The 17,326-nt window shown below is 70.4% G+C and carries 15 protein-coding genes; 11 read left to right on the forward strand and 4 right to left on the reverse strand.

What is annotated here, in order from left to right:
• Window positions 1–69: 69 nt before the first annotated feature.
• Complete coding sequence (locus tag IE237_RS12590; protein WP_189801997.1) at window positions 70–723, reverse strand: TetR family transcriptional regulator; 654 nt, start codon at window positions 721–723, stop codon at window positions 70–72.
• A gap of 117 nt (window positions 724–840) precedes the next feature.
• Between IE237_RS12590 and IE237_RS12595 the strand changes: the two genes are divergently transcribed.
• Both IE237_RS12595 and IE237_RS12600 read left to right on the forward strand, forming a co-directional pair.
• A complete protein-coding gene (locus IE237_RS12595; RefSeq protein ID WP_189801998.1) occupies window positions 841–2,463 on the forward strand; it encodes an MFS transporter in 1,623 nt (540 codons plus the stop codon).
• Window positions 2,464–2,741: 278 nt separating this feature from the next.
• Complete coding sequence (locus IE237_RS12600; RefSeq protein ID WP_189801999.1) at window positions 2,742–3,146, forward strand: peptidase inhibitor family I36 protein; 405 nt, start codon at window positions 2,742–2,744, stop codon at window positions 3,144–3,146.
• Here the strand turns inward: IE237_RS12600 and IE237_RS12605 are convergent.
• Both IE237_RS12605 and aceE read right to left on the reverse strand, forming a co-directional pair.
• Window positions 3,127–3,888: a potassium channel family protein gene (locus IE237_RS12605; protein WP_229842694.1), complete on the reverse strand. Its 762-nt coding sequence runs from the start codon at window positions 3,886–3,888 to the stop codon at window positions 3,127–3,129. The two genes, IE237_RS12600 and IE237_RS12605, sit on opposite strands and share 20 nt — an antisense overlap.
• 95 nt (window positions 3,889–3,983) lie before the next feature.
• On the reverse strand, window positions 3,984–6,716 hold the full coding sequence (aceE, locus tag IE237_RS12610; RefSeq protein ID WP_189802001.1) for a pyruvate dehydrogenase (acetyl-transferring), homodimeric type: 2,733 nt from the start codon (window positions 6,714–6,716) through the stop codon (window positions 3,984–3,986).
• A gap of 429 nt (window positions 6,717–7,145) precedes the next feature.
• On the opposite strand from aceE, the gene IE237_RS12615 reads away from it, so the two are divergent.
• From IE237_RS12615 to IE237_RS12640, 6 genes are all read left to right on the forward strand, one after another.
• Window positions 7,146–7,568 (forward strand): DUF3052 domain-containing protein, encoded by a 423-nt coding sequence (locus IE237_RS12615; RefSeq protein ID WP_189802002.1) that lies wholly within the window; start codon window positions 7,146–7,148, stop codon window positions 7,566–7,568.
• A 130-nt stretch (window positions 7,569–7,698) separates the two neighbouring features.
• Window positions 7,699–8,157, forward strand: a complete 459-nt coding sequence (locus tag IE237_RS12620) for a peroxiredoxin (RefSeq protein WP_189802003.1) — start codon at window positions 7,699–7,701, stop codon at window positions 8,155–8,157.
• Between the two features lie 138 nt (window positions 8,158–8,295).
• A complete protein-coding gene (locus tag IE237_RS12625; protein ID WP_026058190.1) occupies window positions 8,296–8,871 on the forward strand; it encodes a TerD family protein in 576 nt (191 codons plus the stop codon).
• Window positions 8,872–8,953: 82 nt separating this feature from the next.
• Window positions 8,954–9,529, forward strand: a complete 576-nt coding sequence (locus IE237_RS12630; RefSeq protein ID WP_125663907.1) for a TerD family protein — start codon at window positions 8,954–8,956, stop codon at window positions 9,527–9,529.
• Between the two features lie 29 nt (window positions 9,530–9,558).
• A complete protein-coding gene (locus IE237_RS12635) occupies window positions 9,559–10,704 on the forward strand; it encodes a DUF475 domain-containing protein (RefSeq protein ID WP_189802004.1) in 1,146 nt (381 codons plus the stop codon).
• Window positions 10,705–10,806: 102 nt separating this feature from the next.
• A complete protein-coding gene (locus tag IE237_RS12640) occupies window positions 10,807–11,544 on the forward strand; it encodes a TerD family protein (protein ID WP_189802549.1) in 738 nt (245 codons plus the stop codon).
• A gap of 34 nt (window positions 11,545–11,578) precedes the next feature.
• Here the strand turns inward: IE237_RS12640 and IE237_RS12645 are convergent, their stop codons facing one another.
• Window positions 11,579–12,481, reverse strand: a complete 903-nt coding sequence (locus IE237_RS12645) for a TerD family protein (RefSeq protein WP_189802548.1) — start codon at window positions 12,479–12,481, stop codon at window positions 11,579–11,581.
• A 177-nt stretch (window positions 12,482–12,658) separates the two neighbouring features.
• Here IE237_RS12645 and IE237_RS12650 point away from each other — a divergent pair, with 177 nt between their 5' ends.
• Genes IE237_RS12650 through IE237_RS12660 form a run of 3 tightly spaced genes read left to right on the forward strand, consistent with a single transcriptional unit; the run spans window position 12,659 to window position 17,292 of the window.
• Window positions 12,659–13,882: an HpcH/HpaI aldolase/citrate lyase family protein gene (locus tag IE237_RS12650; protein ID WP_189802005.1), complete on the forward strand. Its 1,224-nt coding sequence runs from the start codon at window positions 12,659–12,661 to the stop codon at window positions 13,880–13,882.
• A gap of 18 nt (window positions 13,883–13,900) precedes the next feature.
• A complete protein-coding gene (locus tag IE237_RS12655; protein WP_189802006.1) occupies window positions 13,901–16,453 on the forward strand; it encodes a phosphoribosyltransferase in 2,553 nt (850 codons plus the stop codon).
• On the forward strand, window positions 16,450–17,292 hold the full coding sequence (locus tag IE237_RS12660) for an HAD family hydrolase (protein ID WP_229842617.1): 843 nt from the start codon (window positions 16,450–16,452) through the stop codon (window positions 17,290–17,292). Before IE237_RS12655 ends, IE237_RS12660 begins: the two co-directional genes overlap by 4 nt.
• Window positions 17,293–17,326: the final 34 nt, after the last annotated feature.

Below are 17,326 nucleotides of genomic sequence, written 5' to 3' on the forward strand. Positions count from 1 at the left end.
CGAGATGACGAGGTTCACCGGGCGGGTGCCCGGACCCCTTCCGGACGGGCCCTCGCGAGGTGCCACGGCCTACGGCGCGGTGCGCTCTCCGGCCGGGTTCCGCCAGTGCGGGGCGAGCGCCGGTCCGAGGTGGTCCAGGTACTCCTCGGTGAGCGCGCGGATGGCTTCCAGGCTCTGGTCCGTGCCCCGGCCCCACATCTGGCCGGTGACCCGCATCACCCCGCTGAACGCCGCCACCGCGATCCGGGGGCGGGGGTCCTCGTCGACGTCGAGGCCCTCGCGCGCGGCGATGATCCCGGCGATGGTCTCCTCCATCTCGGTCGAGCGGCGCAGATGGACGGCGAGCAGCGCGGGCGTCGACTCGATCATCCGGTACGTGCGCAGGTGCAGCTCGACGGGGACGACCTCGGCGATCGCCTCGCCGATGGTGTCCCAGGCGCACAGGACGGCGTTGCGCATCGCGTCGAGGGGGGCCTCGTGCGGGGGCCGCTGTCCGAGGGCGTCCACGAAGCGCTCCTCCACCATCTGCTGGACGGCGAAGGCGACCTCCTCCTTGGAGGAGAAGTACCGGAAGAAGGTGCGCTGGGAGACCTCCACGGCGTCGACGATCTCGTCGACGGTGGTCCGCTCGTACCCCTGGGTGGTGAAGAGCTCCAGCGCCACCCGGGTCAGTGCGTCGCGCGTGCGCTGCTTCTTCCGCTCGCGCAGTCCGGGCACGGTCACGTCGAGGTCCTCTTTCCAGGCATTTCGTCCTGCTCAGCGTACCTGTGAGCTACGTGACAGTTACCGACGCGTGAATCGCTTTGTCAATTGTCAGTGACTGTCATTAGCCTCGTTCGCATGACTAGTCAGACCACCGTGGAAAAGGCCCCGCAGGGTCAGGGGGGCGTCCGGGAACCCGTTCCGGTCCCGGCGAAGGGACTGCGCGGCCACCCCTGGCTGACCCTGTTCGGCGTGGCCGTGGGCGTGATGATGGTCGCCCTCGACGGCACGATCGTCGCCATCGCCAACCCCGCCATCAAGACCGACCTCGGCGCCAGCCTCGCCCAGGTCCAGTGGATCACCAACGGCTACCTGCTCGCGCTCGCCGTCGCCCTGATCACCGCCGGCAAGCTCGGCGACCGCTTCGGCCACCGGCAGACCTTCCTCATCGGCATCGCCGGCTTCGCCGCCGCCTCCGGTGCGATCGGCCTCTCCGACTCCATCGGGGCCGTGATCGCCTTCCGCGTCCTGCAGGGCCTGTTCGGCGCCCTGCTGATGCCGGCCGCGCTCGGCCTGCTGCGCGCCACCTTCCCCGCCGAGAAGCTGAACATGGCGATCGGCATCTGGGGCATGGTCATCGGCGCGTCCACGGCGGGCGGCCCGATCGTCGGCGGCCTGCTCGTCGAGCACGTCAGCTGGCAGTCCGTCTTCTTCATCAACGTGCCGGTGGGCGTCGTCGCGCTCGTCCTCGGCCTGGTCATCCTGAAGGACCACCGCGCGGAGAACGCGCCGCGTTCCTTCGACGTCCTGGGCATCCTGCTGCTCTCCGGCGCCATGGCCTCCCTCGTCTGGAGCCTCATCAAGGCCGGCGAGTCCTGGGGCTGGTCCAGCGGCAAGACCTGGGGCTGCCTGATCGGCGCGCTGTTCCTGTTCGCGGTCTTCGCCTTCTGGGAGACCAAGGTCAAGGAGCCGCTGATCCCGCTGGCCATGTTCCGCTCCGTGCCGCTCTCGGCCGGCGTGGTGCTGATGGTCCTGATGGCCTTCGCCTTCATGGGCGGCCTCTTCTTCGTGACCTTCTACCTCCAGGGCGTGAAGGGTCTCAGCCCGGTCGACAGCGGTCTGCACCTGCTGCCACTGACCGCGATGATGATCGTCTCCTCGCCGCTCGCCGGCGCGCTCATCACCAAGTTCGGGCCGCGCGTGCCGCTCGTCGGCGGCATGGTCTGCACCGCCGTCGCGATGTTCGGCATGATCACCCTCACCGCCGGCACCGGCACCCTCGCCATGTCGCTCTGGTTCGCCCTGCTCGGTCTGGGCCTCGCCCCGGTCATGGTCGGCGCGACCGAGGTCATCGTCGGCAACGCGCCGCTCGAACTCTCCGGCGTCGCCGGCGGTCTCCAGCAGGCCGCCATGCAGGTCGGCGGCGCGCTCGGTACGGCGGTGCTCGGTGCCGTCATGTCCTCCAAGGTCGCCGACTCCTTCGCGGACAACTGGAAGGAGGCCGGCATCCCGGCCCCGGTCAACCCGCAGCTGGAGCAGGCCGCCGAGTTCGGCATGGCCCCGCCGGAGCTGGCCCAGGCGCCGGGGATGACCCCCGGTCTCCTGCAGCAGATCACCGGGGTCATCCACGACACCTTCCTCGACGGCATGGGCCTGGCCTTCACCGTCGCCGGTGCCGTCGCGGTCGTCGCGGCCCTCGTCGCCACGCTCACCAAGCGGGGCGAGAACGCGGAGGCGGGCGGCATGGGCGGTCACATCTGACGCCCGTTCCTCGGGGTTCCCGTAGGGGGCCGTCACCCGTTCGCGTGAACGGGGGCGGCCCCTCTTCCGTCGGCGGGGGACCTGCGTCATTCTCGTGATTACAGAGAGTGACGAAACGGGGGTTCATCAGCATGTATACGAAGACCGCTCTGACACTCGCGGCCGTTCTGACCGTGTTCCTGGCGGCCCATGGGGCAGAGGGCGCGCAGGGCACCCAGGGAGCGCAAGGAGCGCAAGGAGCGCAAGGGTCGCAGGGCGCACGGGGCACGCAGGGAGCGATGGCCGCCCACGCCGCCCAGGCCTCCGACGCCGCCCACGCCCCCCAGGCCACCCGCGCCGCCCACGCCGCTCACGCCGTCCGGGCCGCTCCGGTCACGGCGGCCGCGCCGTCCGGGACCGCGCTCGGGGCCTGCGGGCCGGGCCGGCTCTGCCTCTGGCCCAAGCCCGACTTCAAGGGCAGGCCGTGGACGCACGAGCTGGCCACGACCGACATCGACAGCTGCGTCCCCCTGCCGGAAGGCACCTCGGCCCAGTCCCTCGCCAACCGCACGGGGCGGCCCGTCACCACGTACCAGTCGGCCGAGTGCGGGGAGACCGGGGAGTTCGAGACGTATCCGGGGCGGGGGACCTGGGTGCCGCAGACGGCCTACGAGGTCAGAGCGTTCAAGCTCTGGGAGCGGTAGGCGAGGGGACGTCCCGCGGCTCGCTCGGCCCCGGCGGGGCCGACAGCCGGGCCACCTCGGCGCGCAGCTCCCGGACCTCCAGGGTGAGCGCCTCCAGGAGCTCGGTCTGCCGGCGCTCCACCGCGTCGTCGCGGTCGAAGCGCGAGATGAACCAGGCCGCGATGTTGGCCGTGACGACACCGAGCAGGGCGATGCCCGAGAGCATCAGGCCCACCGCGAGGACCCGCCCGAGACCCGTCGTCGGGGCGTGGTCGCCGTAGCCGACCGTGGTCATCGTGGTGAACGACCACCAGACGGCGTCCCCGAGCGTCTTGATGTTGCCGTTCGGGGCGTCCCGCTCCACATGGAGCACGGCCAGCGAGCCGAACATCATCAGCCCGACCACCGCGCCCGCCACATAGGTGGTGAGCGTTATCTGCGGGGCCATCCGGGCCCGCCGGCCCACGAGGAGGAGCGTGGAGACGACCCGCAGCAGCCGCAGCGGCTGCACCATCGGCAGTATCACCGCGAGCAGGTCCAGCGGATGGCCGCGCACGAAGTGCCAGCGGTTCGGGGCGAGCCCGAGACGGACGAGATAGTCGAGCGCGAAGGCAGCCCAGACGGCCCACTCGACGTGGGTGCACAGCCGGTGCACCCACGGCTCGGCGCCGGGAGCCACGATCGGCACTGCGTAGGCGATGCCGAACGCGACCGCGAGCACCAGGAGCGGTGTCTGGGTGCGCTCCTCCCAGCGAAGTTTCATGACGGGCATGAGCCGCATCGTAAGGAATGGCGAAGGGCGGCGGGACCGCGTCCCACCGCCCTCACCAGCCCGAACGAGCCACCGCGGCACGGCCGTCAGGCGTCGCCGCCCGCGGCGCCGGGGTCGGCGGCCGCCACGTCGAGCAGCTGGTAGCGGTCCACGGCCTGCTTCAGGGCCGAGCGATCCACCTTGCCGTCGCGGGCGAGCTCGGTCAGCACCGAGAGCACGATCGACTGCGCGTCGATGTGGAAGTACCGGCGGGCCGCACCGCGCGTGTCCGCGAAGCCGAAGCCGTCCGCGCCCAGCGAGGTGTACGGGCCGGGCACCCAGCGGGAGATCTGGTCCGGCACCGACCGCATCCAGTCCGAGACCGCGACGAACGGGCCCTGCGCGCCCTGGAGCTTGCGCGTCACGTACGGGACGCGCTGCTCCTCGTCCGGGTGAAGGAGGTTGTGCTCCTCGACGGCCACGGCCTCGCGGCGCAGCTCGGTCCAGGAGGTCGCGGACCAGACGTCGGCCCGGACGTTCCACTCCTCGGCGAGGATCCGCTGCGCCTCGATCGCCCACGGCACGGCGACGCCCGAGGCCATGATCTGCGCCGGGATCGTGCCCGCCTCGGCGGCCTTGAAGCGGTGGATGCCCTGGAGGATGCCGTCCACGTCCACGTTCTCGGGCTCGGCCGGATGCTGGATCGGCTCGTTGTAGACGGTCAGGTAGTAGAAGACGTCCTCGGCCTGGGGACCGTACATCCGGCGCAGACCGTCCTTGACGATGTGCGCGATCTCGAAGCCGAACGCCGGGTCGTAGGCGATGCAGGCCGGGTTGGTCGAGGCGAGGAGGTGCGAGTGGCCGTCCGCGTGCTGGAGGCCCTCACCGGTCAGCGTGGTCCGGCCGGCGGTGGCGCCGAGCACGAAGCCGCGGGCCAGCTGGTCGGCCATCTGCCAGAACTGGTCGCCGGTCCGCTGGAAACCGAACATCGAGTAGAAGACGTACACCGGGATCAGCGGCTCGCCGTGCGTGGCGTACGCCGAACCGGCGGCGATCAGCGAGGCCGTGCAGCCGGCCTCGGAGATGCCGTCGTGGAGCATCTGGCCGGTCGGCGACTCCTTGTAGGCGAGGAGGAGTTCGCGGTCCACCGCCTCGTACTGCTGGCCCAGCGGGTTGTAGATCTTGGCGCTCGGGAAGAACGCGTCCATGCCGAAGGTGCGGTATTCGTCGGGGGCGATCAGCACGAAGCGCTTGCCGATCTCCTTGTCCCGCATGAGGTCCTTCAGGATGCGGACGAAGGCCATCGTGGTGGCGATCGACTGCTGCCCGGAGCCCTTCCTGGCCGCCGCGTAGGTCTTGTCGTCGGGGAGGACCAGCGGCTTCGCCCGCACGACCCGGGTCGGGACGTACCCGCCCAGCGCCTTGCGGCGGTCGTGCATGTACTGGATCTCCTCGGAGTCCCGGCCCGGGTGGTAGTACGGCGGCAGGCCCTCCTCCAGCTGCCGGTCGGTCACCGGGATGTGCAGCCGGTCGCGGAAGCGCTTGAGGTCGTCGACCGTCAGCTTCTTCATCTGGTGGGTCGCGTTGCGGCCCTCGAAGTTCGGGCCGAGCGTCCAGCCCTTGACGGTCTGCGCGAGGATCACGGTCGGCTGGCCGGCGTGGGCCTTCGCCGCCGCGTAGGCCGCGTAGATCTTCTTGTGGTCGTGACCGCCGCGGCCCAGGTGCAGGACCTGCTGGTCCGACATGCCCTCGACCATGGCGCGCAGCCGGTGGTCGTCGCCGAAGAAGTGGTCCCGGATGTAGCCGCCGGTCTCGGTGGCGTACGTCTGGAACTGGCCGTCCGGGGTGGTGTTCAGCTTGTTGACCAGGATGCCGTCGCGGTCCTGTGCCAGCAGCGGGTCCCAGGAGCGGTCCCAGATCAGCTTGATGACGTTCCAGCCGTTGCCCCGGAAGATCGACTCCAGCTCCTGGATGATCTTGCCGTTGCCGCGGACCGGGCCGTCGAGCCGCTGGAGGTTGCAGTTGACGACGAAGGTGAGGTTGTCCAGGCCCTCGCGGGCGGCGATGGAGAGCTGGCCGAGCGACTCGACCTCGTCCATCTCGCCGTCGCCGAGGAACGCCCAGACGTGCGACCTGGAGGTGTCGGCGATGCCGCGCGCCTCCATGTACCGGTTCATCCGCGCCTGGTAGATCGCGCCGAGCGGGCCGAGGCCCATCGACACGGTCGGGAACTCCCAGAAGTCCGGCATCAGCCGCGGGTGCGGGTACGACGAAAGACCGTTCGGGAACTTCGACTTCTCCTGGCGGAACGCGTCGAGCTGCGTCGCGTTCAGCCGGTCGAGGAGGTACGCGCGGGCGTAGATGCCGGGGGAGGCGTGGCCCTGGAAGAAGATCTGGTCGCCGCCGTCGCCCTCGTCCTTGCCGCGGAAGAAGTGGTTGAAGCCGACGTCGTACAGGGAGGCGGAGGAGGCGAAGGTCGCGATGTGACCGCCGACGCCGATGCCGGGGCGCTGGGCGCGCGAGACCATCACGGCCGCGTTCCACCGGGTGGCGTTGAGGACCTTGCGCTCGATCTCCTCGTTGCCGGGGAAGAAGGGTTCGTCCCTGGTGGCGATGGTGTTGACGTAGTCCGTGCTGCGCATCTCGGGCACGGCCACGCGCTTCTCGCGGGCCCGCTCGATCAGGCGGAGCATGAGGTAGCGGGCCCGCTCACGGCCCCGCTCGTCCACGGCCGCGTCGAGGGAGTCGAGCCATTCCTGGGTCTCTTCCGGGTCGAAATCCGGGACCTGGCTGGGAAGGCCGCCAATGATGATCGGGTTGCGATCGGATCCGGGAGCCACGCTCTTCCTTCGCTGTTCGGTGGTGCCCACGGGGCCACGGGCTGGTCGGGATGTCCATCGTGTACCCCGCCGGCGCCGGACGTCACATTTACCGAGGGGTAACCCCCGGGGGGTCCCCCGCCGTGCCCTCCAGAAGTCAGGGTGCGGTCAAATCGCAACCTTACGCCCAACCCGCGCATGCGTTTCGTCCGGGCGTTCGGCAGACTGAAACCGCAGAAGTCAGCAAACCGGGACGAACCATGTGTGCCTGATCACGGAGGAGGGACCGACAGTGCCGGAAGTTGCGGCGAGACGGCCCCAAACGTCACCGTTTCGGCGGTCTCGACGGCCGGGTACTTGCGCGATCCGCCCCGGCACGTGTGGACTACGGCCAGCGCCGCGCGCATACGCGCGGCCCACAGCATTTTCCGAATGAGCAGGAGGCAAGCCGTGAGCGCGACCGCGGACCACGCGGAGGAGCGGACCAACCCGGCAGCGAGGCTGGGGTTCGAGCCCGGACAGGTGGTCCAGGAGATCGGCTACGACGATGACGTCGACCAGGATCTCCGTGAAGGCATCGAGTCCGTCATCGGAACCGACCTCGTGGACGAGGACTACGACGATGTCGCCGACGTCGTCGTGCTGTGGTTCCGGGACGAGGACGGCGATCTCACCGACGCACTGGTGGACGCCATCGGTCTTCTGGAAGACGGCGGCAACATCTGGCTGCTGACCCCGAAGACCGGCCGTGACGGCTACATCGAGCCGTCCGACATCCAGGATGCCGCGCAGACAGCTGGTCTCTCCCAGACCAAGAGCATCAGCATCGCCAAGGACTGGACGGGCACCCGCCTGGCCGCTCCCAAGCGCTGATCACCACGCTGCGAGAACCCCCCGCCGGTCCACCGGCGGGGGCTTTCGTGCGCAGGCCGTAGGGTGGGGTCCACCCGGGTTCACCGAAACGGCGCAAGGCCCGGGCCCCGTCGAAAGGGACGCGTAGGCGATGGCGATCGAGGTCGGCACCAAGGCCCCGGAATTCGAGCTCAAGGACAACCACGGCCGGACCGTGCGGCTGTCCGACTTCCGCGGCGAGAAGAACGTGGTGCTGCTCTTCTACCCCTTCGCGTTCACCGGCGTCTGCACCGGCGAACTGCGCGAGCTCCGCGACAACCTTCCGTCGTTCGTCAACGACGACACCCAGCTCCTCGCCGTCTCCAACGACTCCATCCACACCCTCCGCGTCTTCGGCGACCAGGAGGACCTGGAATTCCCTCTGCTCTCCGACTTCTGGAAGCACGGCGAGGCCTCCCGGGCCTATGGCGTCTTCGACGAGGAGAAGGGCTGCGCGGTCCGCGGCACCTTCGTCATCGACAAGGAGGGCGTCGTGCGCTGGACCGTCGTGAACGCCCTGTCGGACGCCCGTGACCTGGGCGATTACCTCAAGGCCCTCGAAGCCCTCTGAGCGCCGCGGGGCCGACACCCACGGATTCACCGGGCGAATCGACTGTTTCGACCGGGAACCCGTCACTAGGATCCAGACGTTGATCCGATGCCAACGCACGACTGGGGGCGCTGCCCCTGGAAACCTATGGAGGGACTCGTGGGAGTCAGCCTCAGCAAGGGCGGCAACGTCTCGCTGACCAAGGAGGCCCCTGGCCTCACCGCCGTGACCGTCGGTCTGGGCTGGGACGTCCGCACCACCACCGGTACGGACTTCGACCTCGACGCCAGCGCGATCCTGGTGAGCGAGGAGGGCAAGGTCCGCAACGACCAGGACTTCGTCTTCTTCAACAACCTGAAGAGCGCCGACGGCTCGGTCGAGCACACCGGTGACAACCTCACCGGTGAGGGCGAGGGCGACGACGAGCAGGTCAAGGTCAGCCTGGCCACCGTGCCGGCCGACGTGGCCAAGATCGTCTTCCCGGTCTCGATCTACGACGCCGAGAACCGCCAGCAGTCCTTCGGTCAGGTGCGCAACGCGTTCATCCGCGTCGTGAACCAGGCCGGCGGCGCCGAGATCGCCCGGTACGACCTCTCCGAGGACGCCTCGACCGAGACCGCCATGGTCTTCGGCGAGCTGTACCGCCACGGTGCCGAGTGGAAGTTCCGCGCCGTCGGCCAGGGGTACGCCTCGGGCCTGCGCGGCATCGCGCAGGACTTCGGCGTCAACGTCTGAGCCGAACCGTTCGAACCGTCCGGCGCCGCACATCCCGTGCGGCGCCGGACGTGCCTCATCACCACCGGGGAGGAACCGAATCATGGGCGTCACGCTCGCCAAGGGAGGCAATGTCTCCCTCTCCAAGGCCGCACCCAACCTCACCCAGGTCCTCGTGGGGCTCGGCTGGGACGCGCGCTCCACCACCGGAGCCCCCTTCGACCTCGACGCCAGCGCTCTGCTGTGCCAGGCCGGCCGGGTGCTCGGCGACGAGTACTTCGTCTTCTACAACCAGCTGCGCAGCCCCGAGGGCTCCGTCGAACACACCGGTGACAACCTCACCGGCGAGGGTGACGGGGACGACGAGTCCCTCATCGTGGACCTCACCAAGGTGCCGGCCCACTGCGACAAGATCGTCTTCCCGGTGTCGATCCATGACGCCGACAACCGCGGTCAGAGCTTCGGCCAGGTCAGCAACGCGTTCATCCGCGTCGTGAACCAGACGGACGGCCAGGAACTCGCCCGGTACGACCTCTCGGAGGACGCCTCCACGGAGACCGCGATGATCTTCGGCGAGCTCTACCGGTACAACGGCGAATGGAAGTTCCGGGCGGTGGGACAGGGGTACGCGTCCGGGCTCCGGGGCATCGCTCTAGACTTCGGGGTCAACGTTTCGTAAAGCCATGTAATTTCACGATGGGGTAGACAGTGGTTCTGAAAACCTTCGGCTGGTCGTTCGCGATCACTGCGCTCGGTCTGGTCGCGGCGGTGCTCTACGGAGGGTGGGAGGCGTTCGGGATCGTCGCGATCCTCTGCGTCCTCGAGATCTCCCTGTCATTCGACAACGCGGTGGTCAACGCCGGAATCCTGCAGAAGATGAATGCCTTCTGGCAGAAGATCTTCCTCACGATCGGCGTGCTCATCGCCGTCTTCGGCATGCGCCTCGTCTTCCCCGTCGTGATCGTCGCCGTCAGCGCGAAGATCGGCCCCATCGAGGCCGTCGATCTCGCGCTCAACGACGCGGACAGGTATCAGGAGCTGGTGACCGACGCGCACCCGTCGATCGCCGCCTTCGGTGGCATGTTCCTTCTGATGATCTTCCTCGACTTCATCTTCGAGGAGCGTGACATCCAGTGGCTGCGCTGGATCGAGCGCCCGCTGGCCAAGCTCGGCAAGGTCGACATGCTGTCGGTCTGCATCGCCCTCGTCGTCCTGCTCGTCAGCGCGATGACCTTCGCGACCCACGCCCACCAGCACGGCGGCATGCACGTCGACAAGGCGCAGACCGTCCTGATCTCCGGCATCGCCGGCCTCATCACGTACCTCGTCGTCGGCGGTCTCTCCGGCTACTTCGAGAACAAGCTGGAGGAAGAGGAGGAGCGCGAGCACGAGGCCGAGGAAGAGGCCAAGCGCAGCGGCAAGAAGGTCTCCGTGGTCCAGCTCGCGGGCAAGGCCGCCTTCTTCATGTTCCTCTACCTGGAGGTCCTCGACGCCTCCTTCTCCTTCGACGGTGTCATCGGCGCCTTCGCCGTCACCAACGACATCGTCCTGATGGCGCTCGGCCTCGGCGTCGGCGCCATGTACGTCCGTTCGCTGACGGTCTACCTGGTCCGCCAGGGCACCCTCGACGACTACGTCTACCTGGAGCACGGCGCCCACTACGCCATCGGCGCCCTCGCCGTACTCCTCCTCGTCACCATCCAGTACGAGATCCCCGAGGTCATCACCGGCTCCATCGGCGTCATCCTGATCGCCTGGTCCTTCTGGTCCTCCGTCCGCCGCAACAAGCGGATCGCGGCGGCCGAGGGCGGATCCGGCTCGGACGACAAGACCGAGGTGCCGTCCGGGGTGTGACACCCCCGGCAGCGAGGAATGCTTCCCTGCGGGGCGGCCGGTGCATCCGGCCGCCCCGCAGGCATGTGCGCGGTGATGACGACCAGTGGGGGTGAAGGCGACATGGCCTTCTGGGACAACCTGTTTCCGGGGAGGGCGGTGCAGTTCGACTCGGGCAGCGCCGCGTCGAACGCGATCGATCTGACGAAACGGCGCCCGACCGTCTCGCTCACCCAGCAGGGCGCCGCCACCGGCAACCTCCGGGTGAACCTCTCCTGGAGGATGCGGACCTCCGACATCGAGGGCCGCTCCCGCCAGAGCGGCCGGCTGCTGCGCAACCCCGCCCAGCTCTTCAAGCCCGAGGTCGTCCAGGCCCACACCCAGGGCATGGTCAACGTCGACCTCGACCTGGGCTGCCTGTACGAGCTCACGGACGGCAGCAAGGGCGTCGTACAGCCGCTCGGAAGCTTCTTCGGCGACCTCAACGCCGCCCCGTACGTGAAGCTGAGCGGCGACGACCGCTTCGGAGGCTCCTCGGGAGAGACGATCTTCGTCAACCTGGACCACCGGGACGAGATCAAGCGTCTCCTGTTCTTCGCGTACATCTACGACCAGACGCCCGCCTTCGACCGCACGCACGCCAAGGTCACGCTCTACCCGAGCAACGGGCCCCGGATCGAGATCGAGCTCGACGAGCGCGCCCCGCAGGCCCGCTCCTGCGCCGTCTTCTCCATGGAGAACGTCAAGGGCGAGCTGACCGTCCGCCGCGAGGTGCGCTTCGTGTACGGCTTCCAGGCCGAACTGGACCGGCTGTACGGCTGGGGGCTCCAGTGGGGGCGCGGCTACAAGACCAAGGCGTGAGGTCCTGACCTCACGCCTGACCTCACGCCTCTTCTCACGAACGGACGAACTGGGGACCCATCGGCGGCATGCGGAACTCCGGTGCCGGGTTCTGCTCGGGGGCGGTCACCGGCTGCGGGTAGCCGTACGCGGGTGCCGGGTCGTTCACCGGCTGCTGCGGGTAGCCGTAGGCGGGCGCCCGGTCCGGCATGGGCGGCACGGCCGGCCGCGGCGGCACGGGGGTGTGGACCACGGTCAGATCGAGGTCGGGGTCGTGCGCGCCACCGGCCGTGGAGCCCGTGGCGGGGGAGCCGGCCGCCGCCGGGGCCTCCGGGAAGCCGGAGGCCCCGCCGAGGGGCTCCCGGGCGTCCTGGACGGCGTCCTGGGCCGTCTCCTGCGCGGCGTCCTCGTCGACCGAGATGCCGAAGTCCGTGGCGAGGCCCACGAGCCCCGTCGGATAGCCCTGACCCACCGCGCGGAACTTCCAGGCGTCCCCGCGCCGGTACAGCTCGCCGCAGATGACCGCCGTCTCCTCGCCGGTCTCCGCCGTCACGTCGAACAGCGCCAGCGGCTCGCGATCGGGCCCGGCCACGGCGTCGTACAGCAGGATCCGCAGGTCGGACACGGACCGGAAGGTGCCGCCGTCGGAGGAGGCCGCGATCACCACCCGGTCGACCGAGACGTCGAGCCCGGCCAGATCGGCCTCCACCGTGTCCGTCAGGCCCTCGGCGACCCGCTTCTTCGGCAGCCGCCGCACCAGCCCCGAGGGATGGCGCGGCTGGTTGTAGAAGACGAAGTCCTCGTCGGACCGCACGCGCCCGGAGGACCCGAGCAGCAGAGCCGAGGCATCCACGTCGGGGACCCCGGGGCCCGGGGTCCAGCGGAGCACGGCCCGTACGGCCGCGGTGTCGAGAGGGACGTTGGAGCCCTTCAGCATCGCGTGCGTCATGACCGCAATCCTGCCCTCCCGTCCGACCCGCGGACAACGCGGGGGCACCACCGATACCGCGCCGAGGCGACGGATGCTGACGAGTTACCTGAATTTCATGCAGGGAGGGAACTACGGACACCCGCACCTACGTACTATTACCGGCCACATGTCATCAGGGCCCGGAGAGGCAGACGGGGGACTTACATGCGTCATTTCGGGCACATCCCGTCCGCGGTGCGGACCGGGCTGTTCCACCGCGAGCCGGTCGAGTTCACGCCCGACTCGCCCGCCCGCACGCTCGCCGTGGCCCTGGGCGCCACGCTCTACAGCCCGGCCACCAGGCCCCGGCTGGCCGACGCTGTGCGCAAACAGGCCGGGCGCGGAGTGGTCTCCATGGTGCTCTGCCTGGAGGATTCCATCAGCGACGCCGAGGTCGAGGCGGGCGAGGCCAACCTCGTCCGGCACTTCGCCGACCTCGCCGCGGACCCCGCCGCCAGGACGCGGCCCTCCGAAGAACCCGCCGGGACCGTGACGGACGCCGACACCGCCACGGACCTGCCCCTGCTCTTCATCCGGGTCCGCGAACCGCGCCAGATCACCGACCTCGTCGACCGCCTCGGCGCGTCGGCCCGGCTGCTGTCCGGATTCGTACTGCCCAAATTCACCGAGACCCGCGGCCGTGCCTTCCTCGAAGCCCTCGTCGAGGCCGAGCGGACGAGCGGCAGGCGCCTCTTCGCCATGCCCGTCCTGGAGTCCCCCGAGCTCCTCCACCTGGAGACCCGGGCCGAGACCCTCGCCGGGATCGCCTCGATCACCGACAAGTACCGCGACCGCGTCCTCGCCCTCCGCCTCGGCGTCACCGACTTCTGCTCCGCCTACGGCCTGCGCCGCTCGCCCGACATGACGGCCTACGACATCAAGATCGTCGCGAACGTCATCGCCGACGTCGTCAACGTCCTCGGCCGCTCCGACGGCACCGGCTTCACCGTCACCGGCCCCGTCTGGGAGTACTTCCGCCCCGGCGAGCGCATGTTCAAGCCGCAGCTGCGGCGCAGCCCCTTCCTCGAAGGCCGCGCCGAGGACCTGCGCACCGCCCTCATCGAGCACGACCTCGACGGCCTGCTGCGCGAGATCGAACTCGACCGGGCCAACGGCCTGCTCGGCAAGACCTGCATCCATCCCACCCACGTGGTGCCGGTGCACGCCCTCTCCGTGGTCAGCCACGAGGAGTGGAGCGACGCCCAGGACATCCTGCGGCCCGACCGGGACGGCGGCGGCGTCCTCCGCTCCGCCTACACGAACAAGATGAACGAGGTGAAGCCGCATCGCGCGTGGGCCGAGCGCACCCTCCTGCGCGCCGAGGTCTTCGGCGTCGCCAAGGAGGACGTCGGCTTCGTGGATCTGCTCACCGCCGGCCTGGCCGGCTGACGAAGGGACGTCGACGACGTGGTGTGGACCGGAACGTGGGTCGCGGAGCGACTGGGCGTCGAACTGATCGGCGACGAGGAGCTGCCGGCCCTGTTGGGCCTCGCACTGCGTCGCAACCCCAAGCGCGCGCACCTGCTGGTCTCCAGCGTGCTCGGCAAGCACGTGCCGCAGCGCCCCTCCGTCGTGTACGGCTCCGGCCTCCGCCTCGGCCGGCGCGTCCGTGAGCTCCTCGGCGACGAGGAGGCCGCCCGCTCCGTGGTCCTCGGTTACGCGGAGACCGCCACCGCCCTCGGGCACGCCGTCGCCGACGGCCTCGGCCTCGCCCCGTACCTCCACTCCACCCGCCGCCCGGTGGCCGGCGTCGCCCGCGCGGGCGGCTTCGAGGAGTCCCACTCCCACGCCACCTCGCACCTCCTGCTGCCCGAGGACCCGAAGCTCCTCGGGGGCGACGGGCCGCTGGTCCTGGTCGACGACGAGTTCTCCACCGGCAACACCGTCCTCAACACCATCCGCGCCCTGCACGAGCGCTACCCGCGCGAGCGGTACGTCGTCGTGGCCCTCGTCGACATGCGCTCCGCCGCCGACCTCGGCCGCCTGGACGCCTTCGCGACCGAGATCGGCGCCCGCGTCGACCTGATCGCCGGCGCCGCCGGCACGGTCCGCCTCCCGGACGGGGTCCTGGAGAAGGGCCAGGCGCTGGTGGCGGAGCACGAGGGACCCGGCCCCGTACGGGATGCGGCCCCCGCCCCCGTACCCTCCCCGCGGGCGCCGAAGGAGGCACCCGTACGGGTGGAGCTCGGCTGGCCGGCGGAGCTCCCCGACGGCGGACGGCACGGCTTCACGACCGGCCACCGGGAGCGCCTGGAGGCGGCCCTGCCCGCGATGGCGGCGGCGATCGCCGGGGCGCTGCCCACCCGGGTCACCCCGGAAGGGTTCGACACCGTGGAGCGGCCCGCAGGGGAACCCGTACAGCCGCGGCCCGAAGCGCAGCCCGTTTCGCCGCCGCCCGCAGGCCACCGGCCCCGCGTGCTCGTCCTCGGCTTCGAGGAGCTGATGTACGCGCCGCTCCGCCTCGGCACCGCCCTGGAGGACGCCGGCCACGACGTCCGCTACTCCACGACCACCCGCTCACCCGTCCTCGCCGTCGACGACCCCGGCTACGCGATACGCACCCGGCTCGTCTTCCCCGCCCACGACGACCCCGCCGACGGACCCGGCGAGCGCTACGCCTACAACGTCGCGGGCGCCGGCTTCGACGCCGTCGTCCTCGTCGTCGACTCCGCCGCCGACACCCCGGCCCTGCACGCCCCGGACGGCCTGCTCGCCCAGCTCGCCGCGCACATCCCGCGCGTCGTGCTCGCGGTGGTCCCGTCCTACGCACCCACGGTCCGCGTCACCGAAGTCACCGAAGCTCCCGAAAGGAGCTCCATGCTGCCCGAGCCCCTCCGCGGCCCCGCCTTCTCCTCGTACGCACCCGAAGAGGTCGGCTGGCTGCTCCAGGACCTCTCGGACGTCGAACTCGAGGCCCCCACCGAGGAACGCGAGGAGGCCATCCAGAGCGGCGGCGCCCACTACGCCGAGTCGCTCCCCGTCGAGTACCAGCCCAGCGAGCGCTACCAGGAGCTCTTCCACGCCGCCCTGGAGAGCTCCGCCGCCCGCATCGCCCGCGCCGTCGGCACGGTCACCGAGACCGTCCTCGCCGAGCGGTCCGCGCGACCCGTCCTGGTCTCCCTGGCCCGGGCCGGCACCCCCGTCGGCGTCCTCATGCGCCGCTGGGCGAAGGCCCGCCACGGCCTGGACCTCCCGCACTACGCCGTCTCCATCGTGCGCGGCCGCGGCATCGACGCCAACGCGCTGCGCTGGCTCGCCGCCCACCACGACCCTGCCGACGTCGTGTTCGTCGACGGCTGGACCGGCAAGGGGGCCATCACCCGCGAACTCGCCGAAGCCATCAAGGAGTTCGAAGGCTTCGACCCGGAGATCGCGGTCCTCGCCGACCCCGGCTCCTGCGTCCGCACCTACGGCACCCGCGAGGACTTCCTCATCCCCTCCGCCTGCCTCAACTCCACGGTCTCCGGCCTGATATCGCGTACGGTCCTCCGCTCCGACCTCGTCGGACCGGACGACTTCCACGGCGCCAAGTTCTACCGCGAGCTCGCCGAGGCCGACGTCTCCGAGGCCTTCCTCGACGCCGTCGCGGCCCGCTTCGACGAGGTCGCCGCGACCGTCGACACGGACGTCAAGGAGCTCCTGGCCACCGACCGCACCCCCACCTGGGAGGGCTGGGCGGCCGTCGAGCGCATCAGTGAGGAGTACGGCATCCACGACGTCAACCTGGTCAAGCCGGGCGTCGGCGAGACCACCCGCGTGCTGCTGCGCCGCGTCCCCTGGAAGATCCTCGCCAAGCGGGGCGCCGACGCCGACCTCGCGCACGTCCGGCTGCTCGCCGAGCAGCGCGGAGTGCCGGTCGAGGAGGTCGACGAACTCCCGTACAGCTGCGTGGGTCTGATCCACCCTCAGTACACGAGGGGTGCGACAGGCGCCGACGGGAAGGCGGTGGTGTCCCAGTGAGTACGACCGCAGCCACGCCCACGGGTACGGGTACGAAGACGCTGGTCGCGAGCGACCTCGACCGCACCCTCATCTACTCGACCGCCGCCCTCGCCCTCGGCATGCCGGACGCCCAGGCCCCCCGGCTGCTCTGCGTCGAGGTCCACGAGTCGAAGCCGCTCTCCTACATGACCGAGGACGCGGCCGACCTCCTCGCGCGGCTGACCGCCGAGACCGTCTTCGTGCCCACCACCACGCGGACGCGCAAGCAGTACCAGCGCATCCAGCTCCCGGGCACCGCACCGGCGTACGCGATCTGCGCCAACGGCGGCCACATCCTCGTCGACGGCGTCTCCGACCGCGACTGGCACGAATCCGTCGTCCGCAGGCTCGCCGACGAATGCGCGCCGCTCTCCGAGATCCGCGCCTACCTCACCGCGACCACGGACCTGTCCTGGGTGCGCAAGCACCGGGTGGCCGAGGACCTCTTCGCCTACCTCGTCGTCGAGCGGGAACGCCTCCCCGAGGACTGGCTGGACCGCTTCGGCACCTGGGCCGGCGACCGCGGCTGGACCGTCTCGCTCCAGGGCCGCAAGGTGTACGCGGTGCCCAAGCCGCTCACCAAGAGCGCGGCCGTCCGCGAGGTCGCCCGCCGCACCGGCGCCACCCTCACCCTGGCCGCCGGGGACTCGCTCCTCGACGCCGACCTGCTGCTCGCCGCGGACCGGGCCTGGCGCCCGGGCCACGGCGAACTCGCCGACAGCGACTGGACCGCACCCCACCTCGACGTCCTCGCGGAGCGCGGGGTGGCGGCGGGGGAGGAGATCCTCCGCCGGTTCAGGGCCGCGGCAGCGGCCTAGGCTCAGCCGCGGCAGCCCCCACCGGCTGACCGGG

Source organism: Streptomyces tanashiensis (genome assembly GCF_014648895.1).
Lineage (GTDB): Bacteria > Actinomycetota > Actinomycetes > Streptomycetales > Streptomycetaceae > Streptomyces > Streptomyces tanashiensis.

Bases quoted from the DNA above. Each gene is read 5' to 3' on its own strand.
- IE237_RS12640 (WP_189802549.1), top strand. From the start codon at position 10,807: ATGGCCTTCTGGGACAACCTGTTTCCGGGGAGGGCGGTGCAGTTCGAC.
- IE237_RS12630 (WP_125663907.1), top strand. From the start codon at position 8,954: ATGGGCGTCACGCTCGCCAAGGGAGGCAATGTCTCCCTCTCCAAGGCC.
- IE237_RS12600 (WP_189801999.1), top strand. From the start codon at position 2,742: ATGGCCGCCCACGCCGCCCAGGCCTCCGACGCCGCCCACGCCCCCCAG.
- IE237_RS12605 (WP_229842694.1), bottom strand. From the start codon at position 3,888: ATGAAACTTCGCTGGGAGGAGCGCACCCAGACACCGCTCCTGGTGCTC.
- IE237_RS12620 (WP_189802003.1), top strand. From the start codon at position 7,699: ATGGCGATCGAGGTCGGCACCAAGGCCCCGGAATTCGAGCTCAAGGAC.
- IE237_RS12650 (WP_189802005.1), top strand. From the start codon at position 12,659: ATGCGTCATTTCGGGCACATCCCGTCCGCGGTGCGGACCGGGCTGTTC.
- IE237_RS12595 (WP_189801998.1), top strand. From the start codon at position 841: ATGACTAGTCAGACCACCGTGGAAAAGGCCCCGCAGGGTCAGGGGGGC.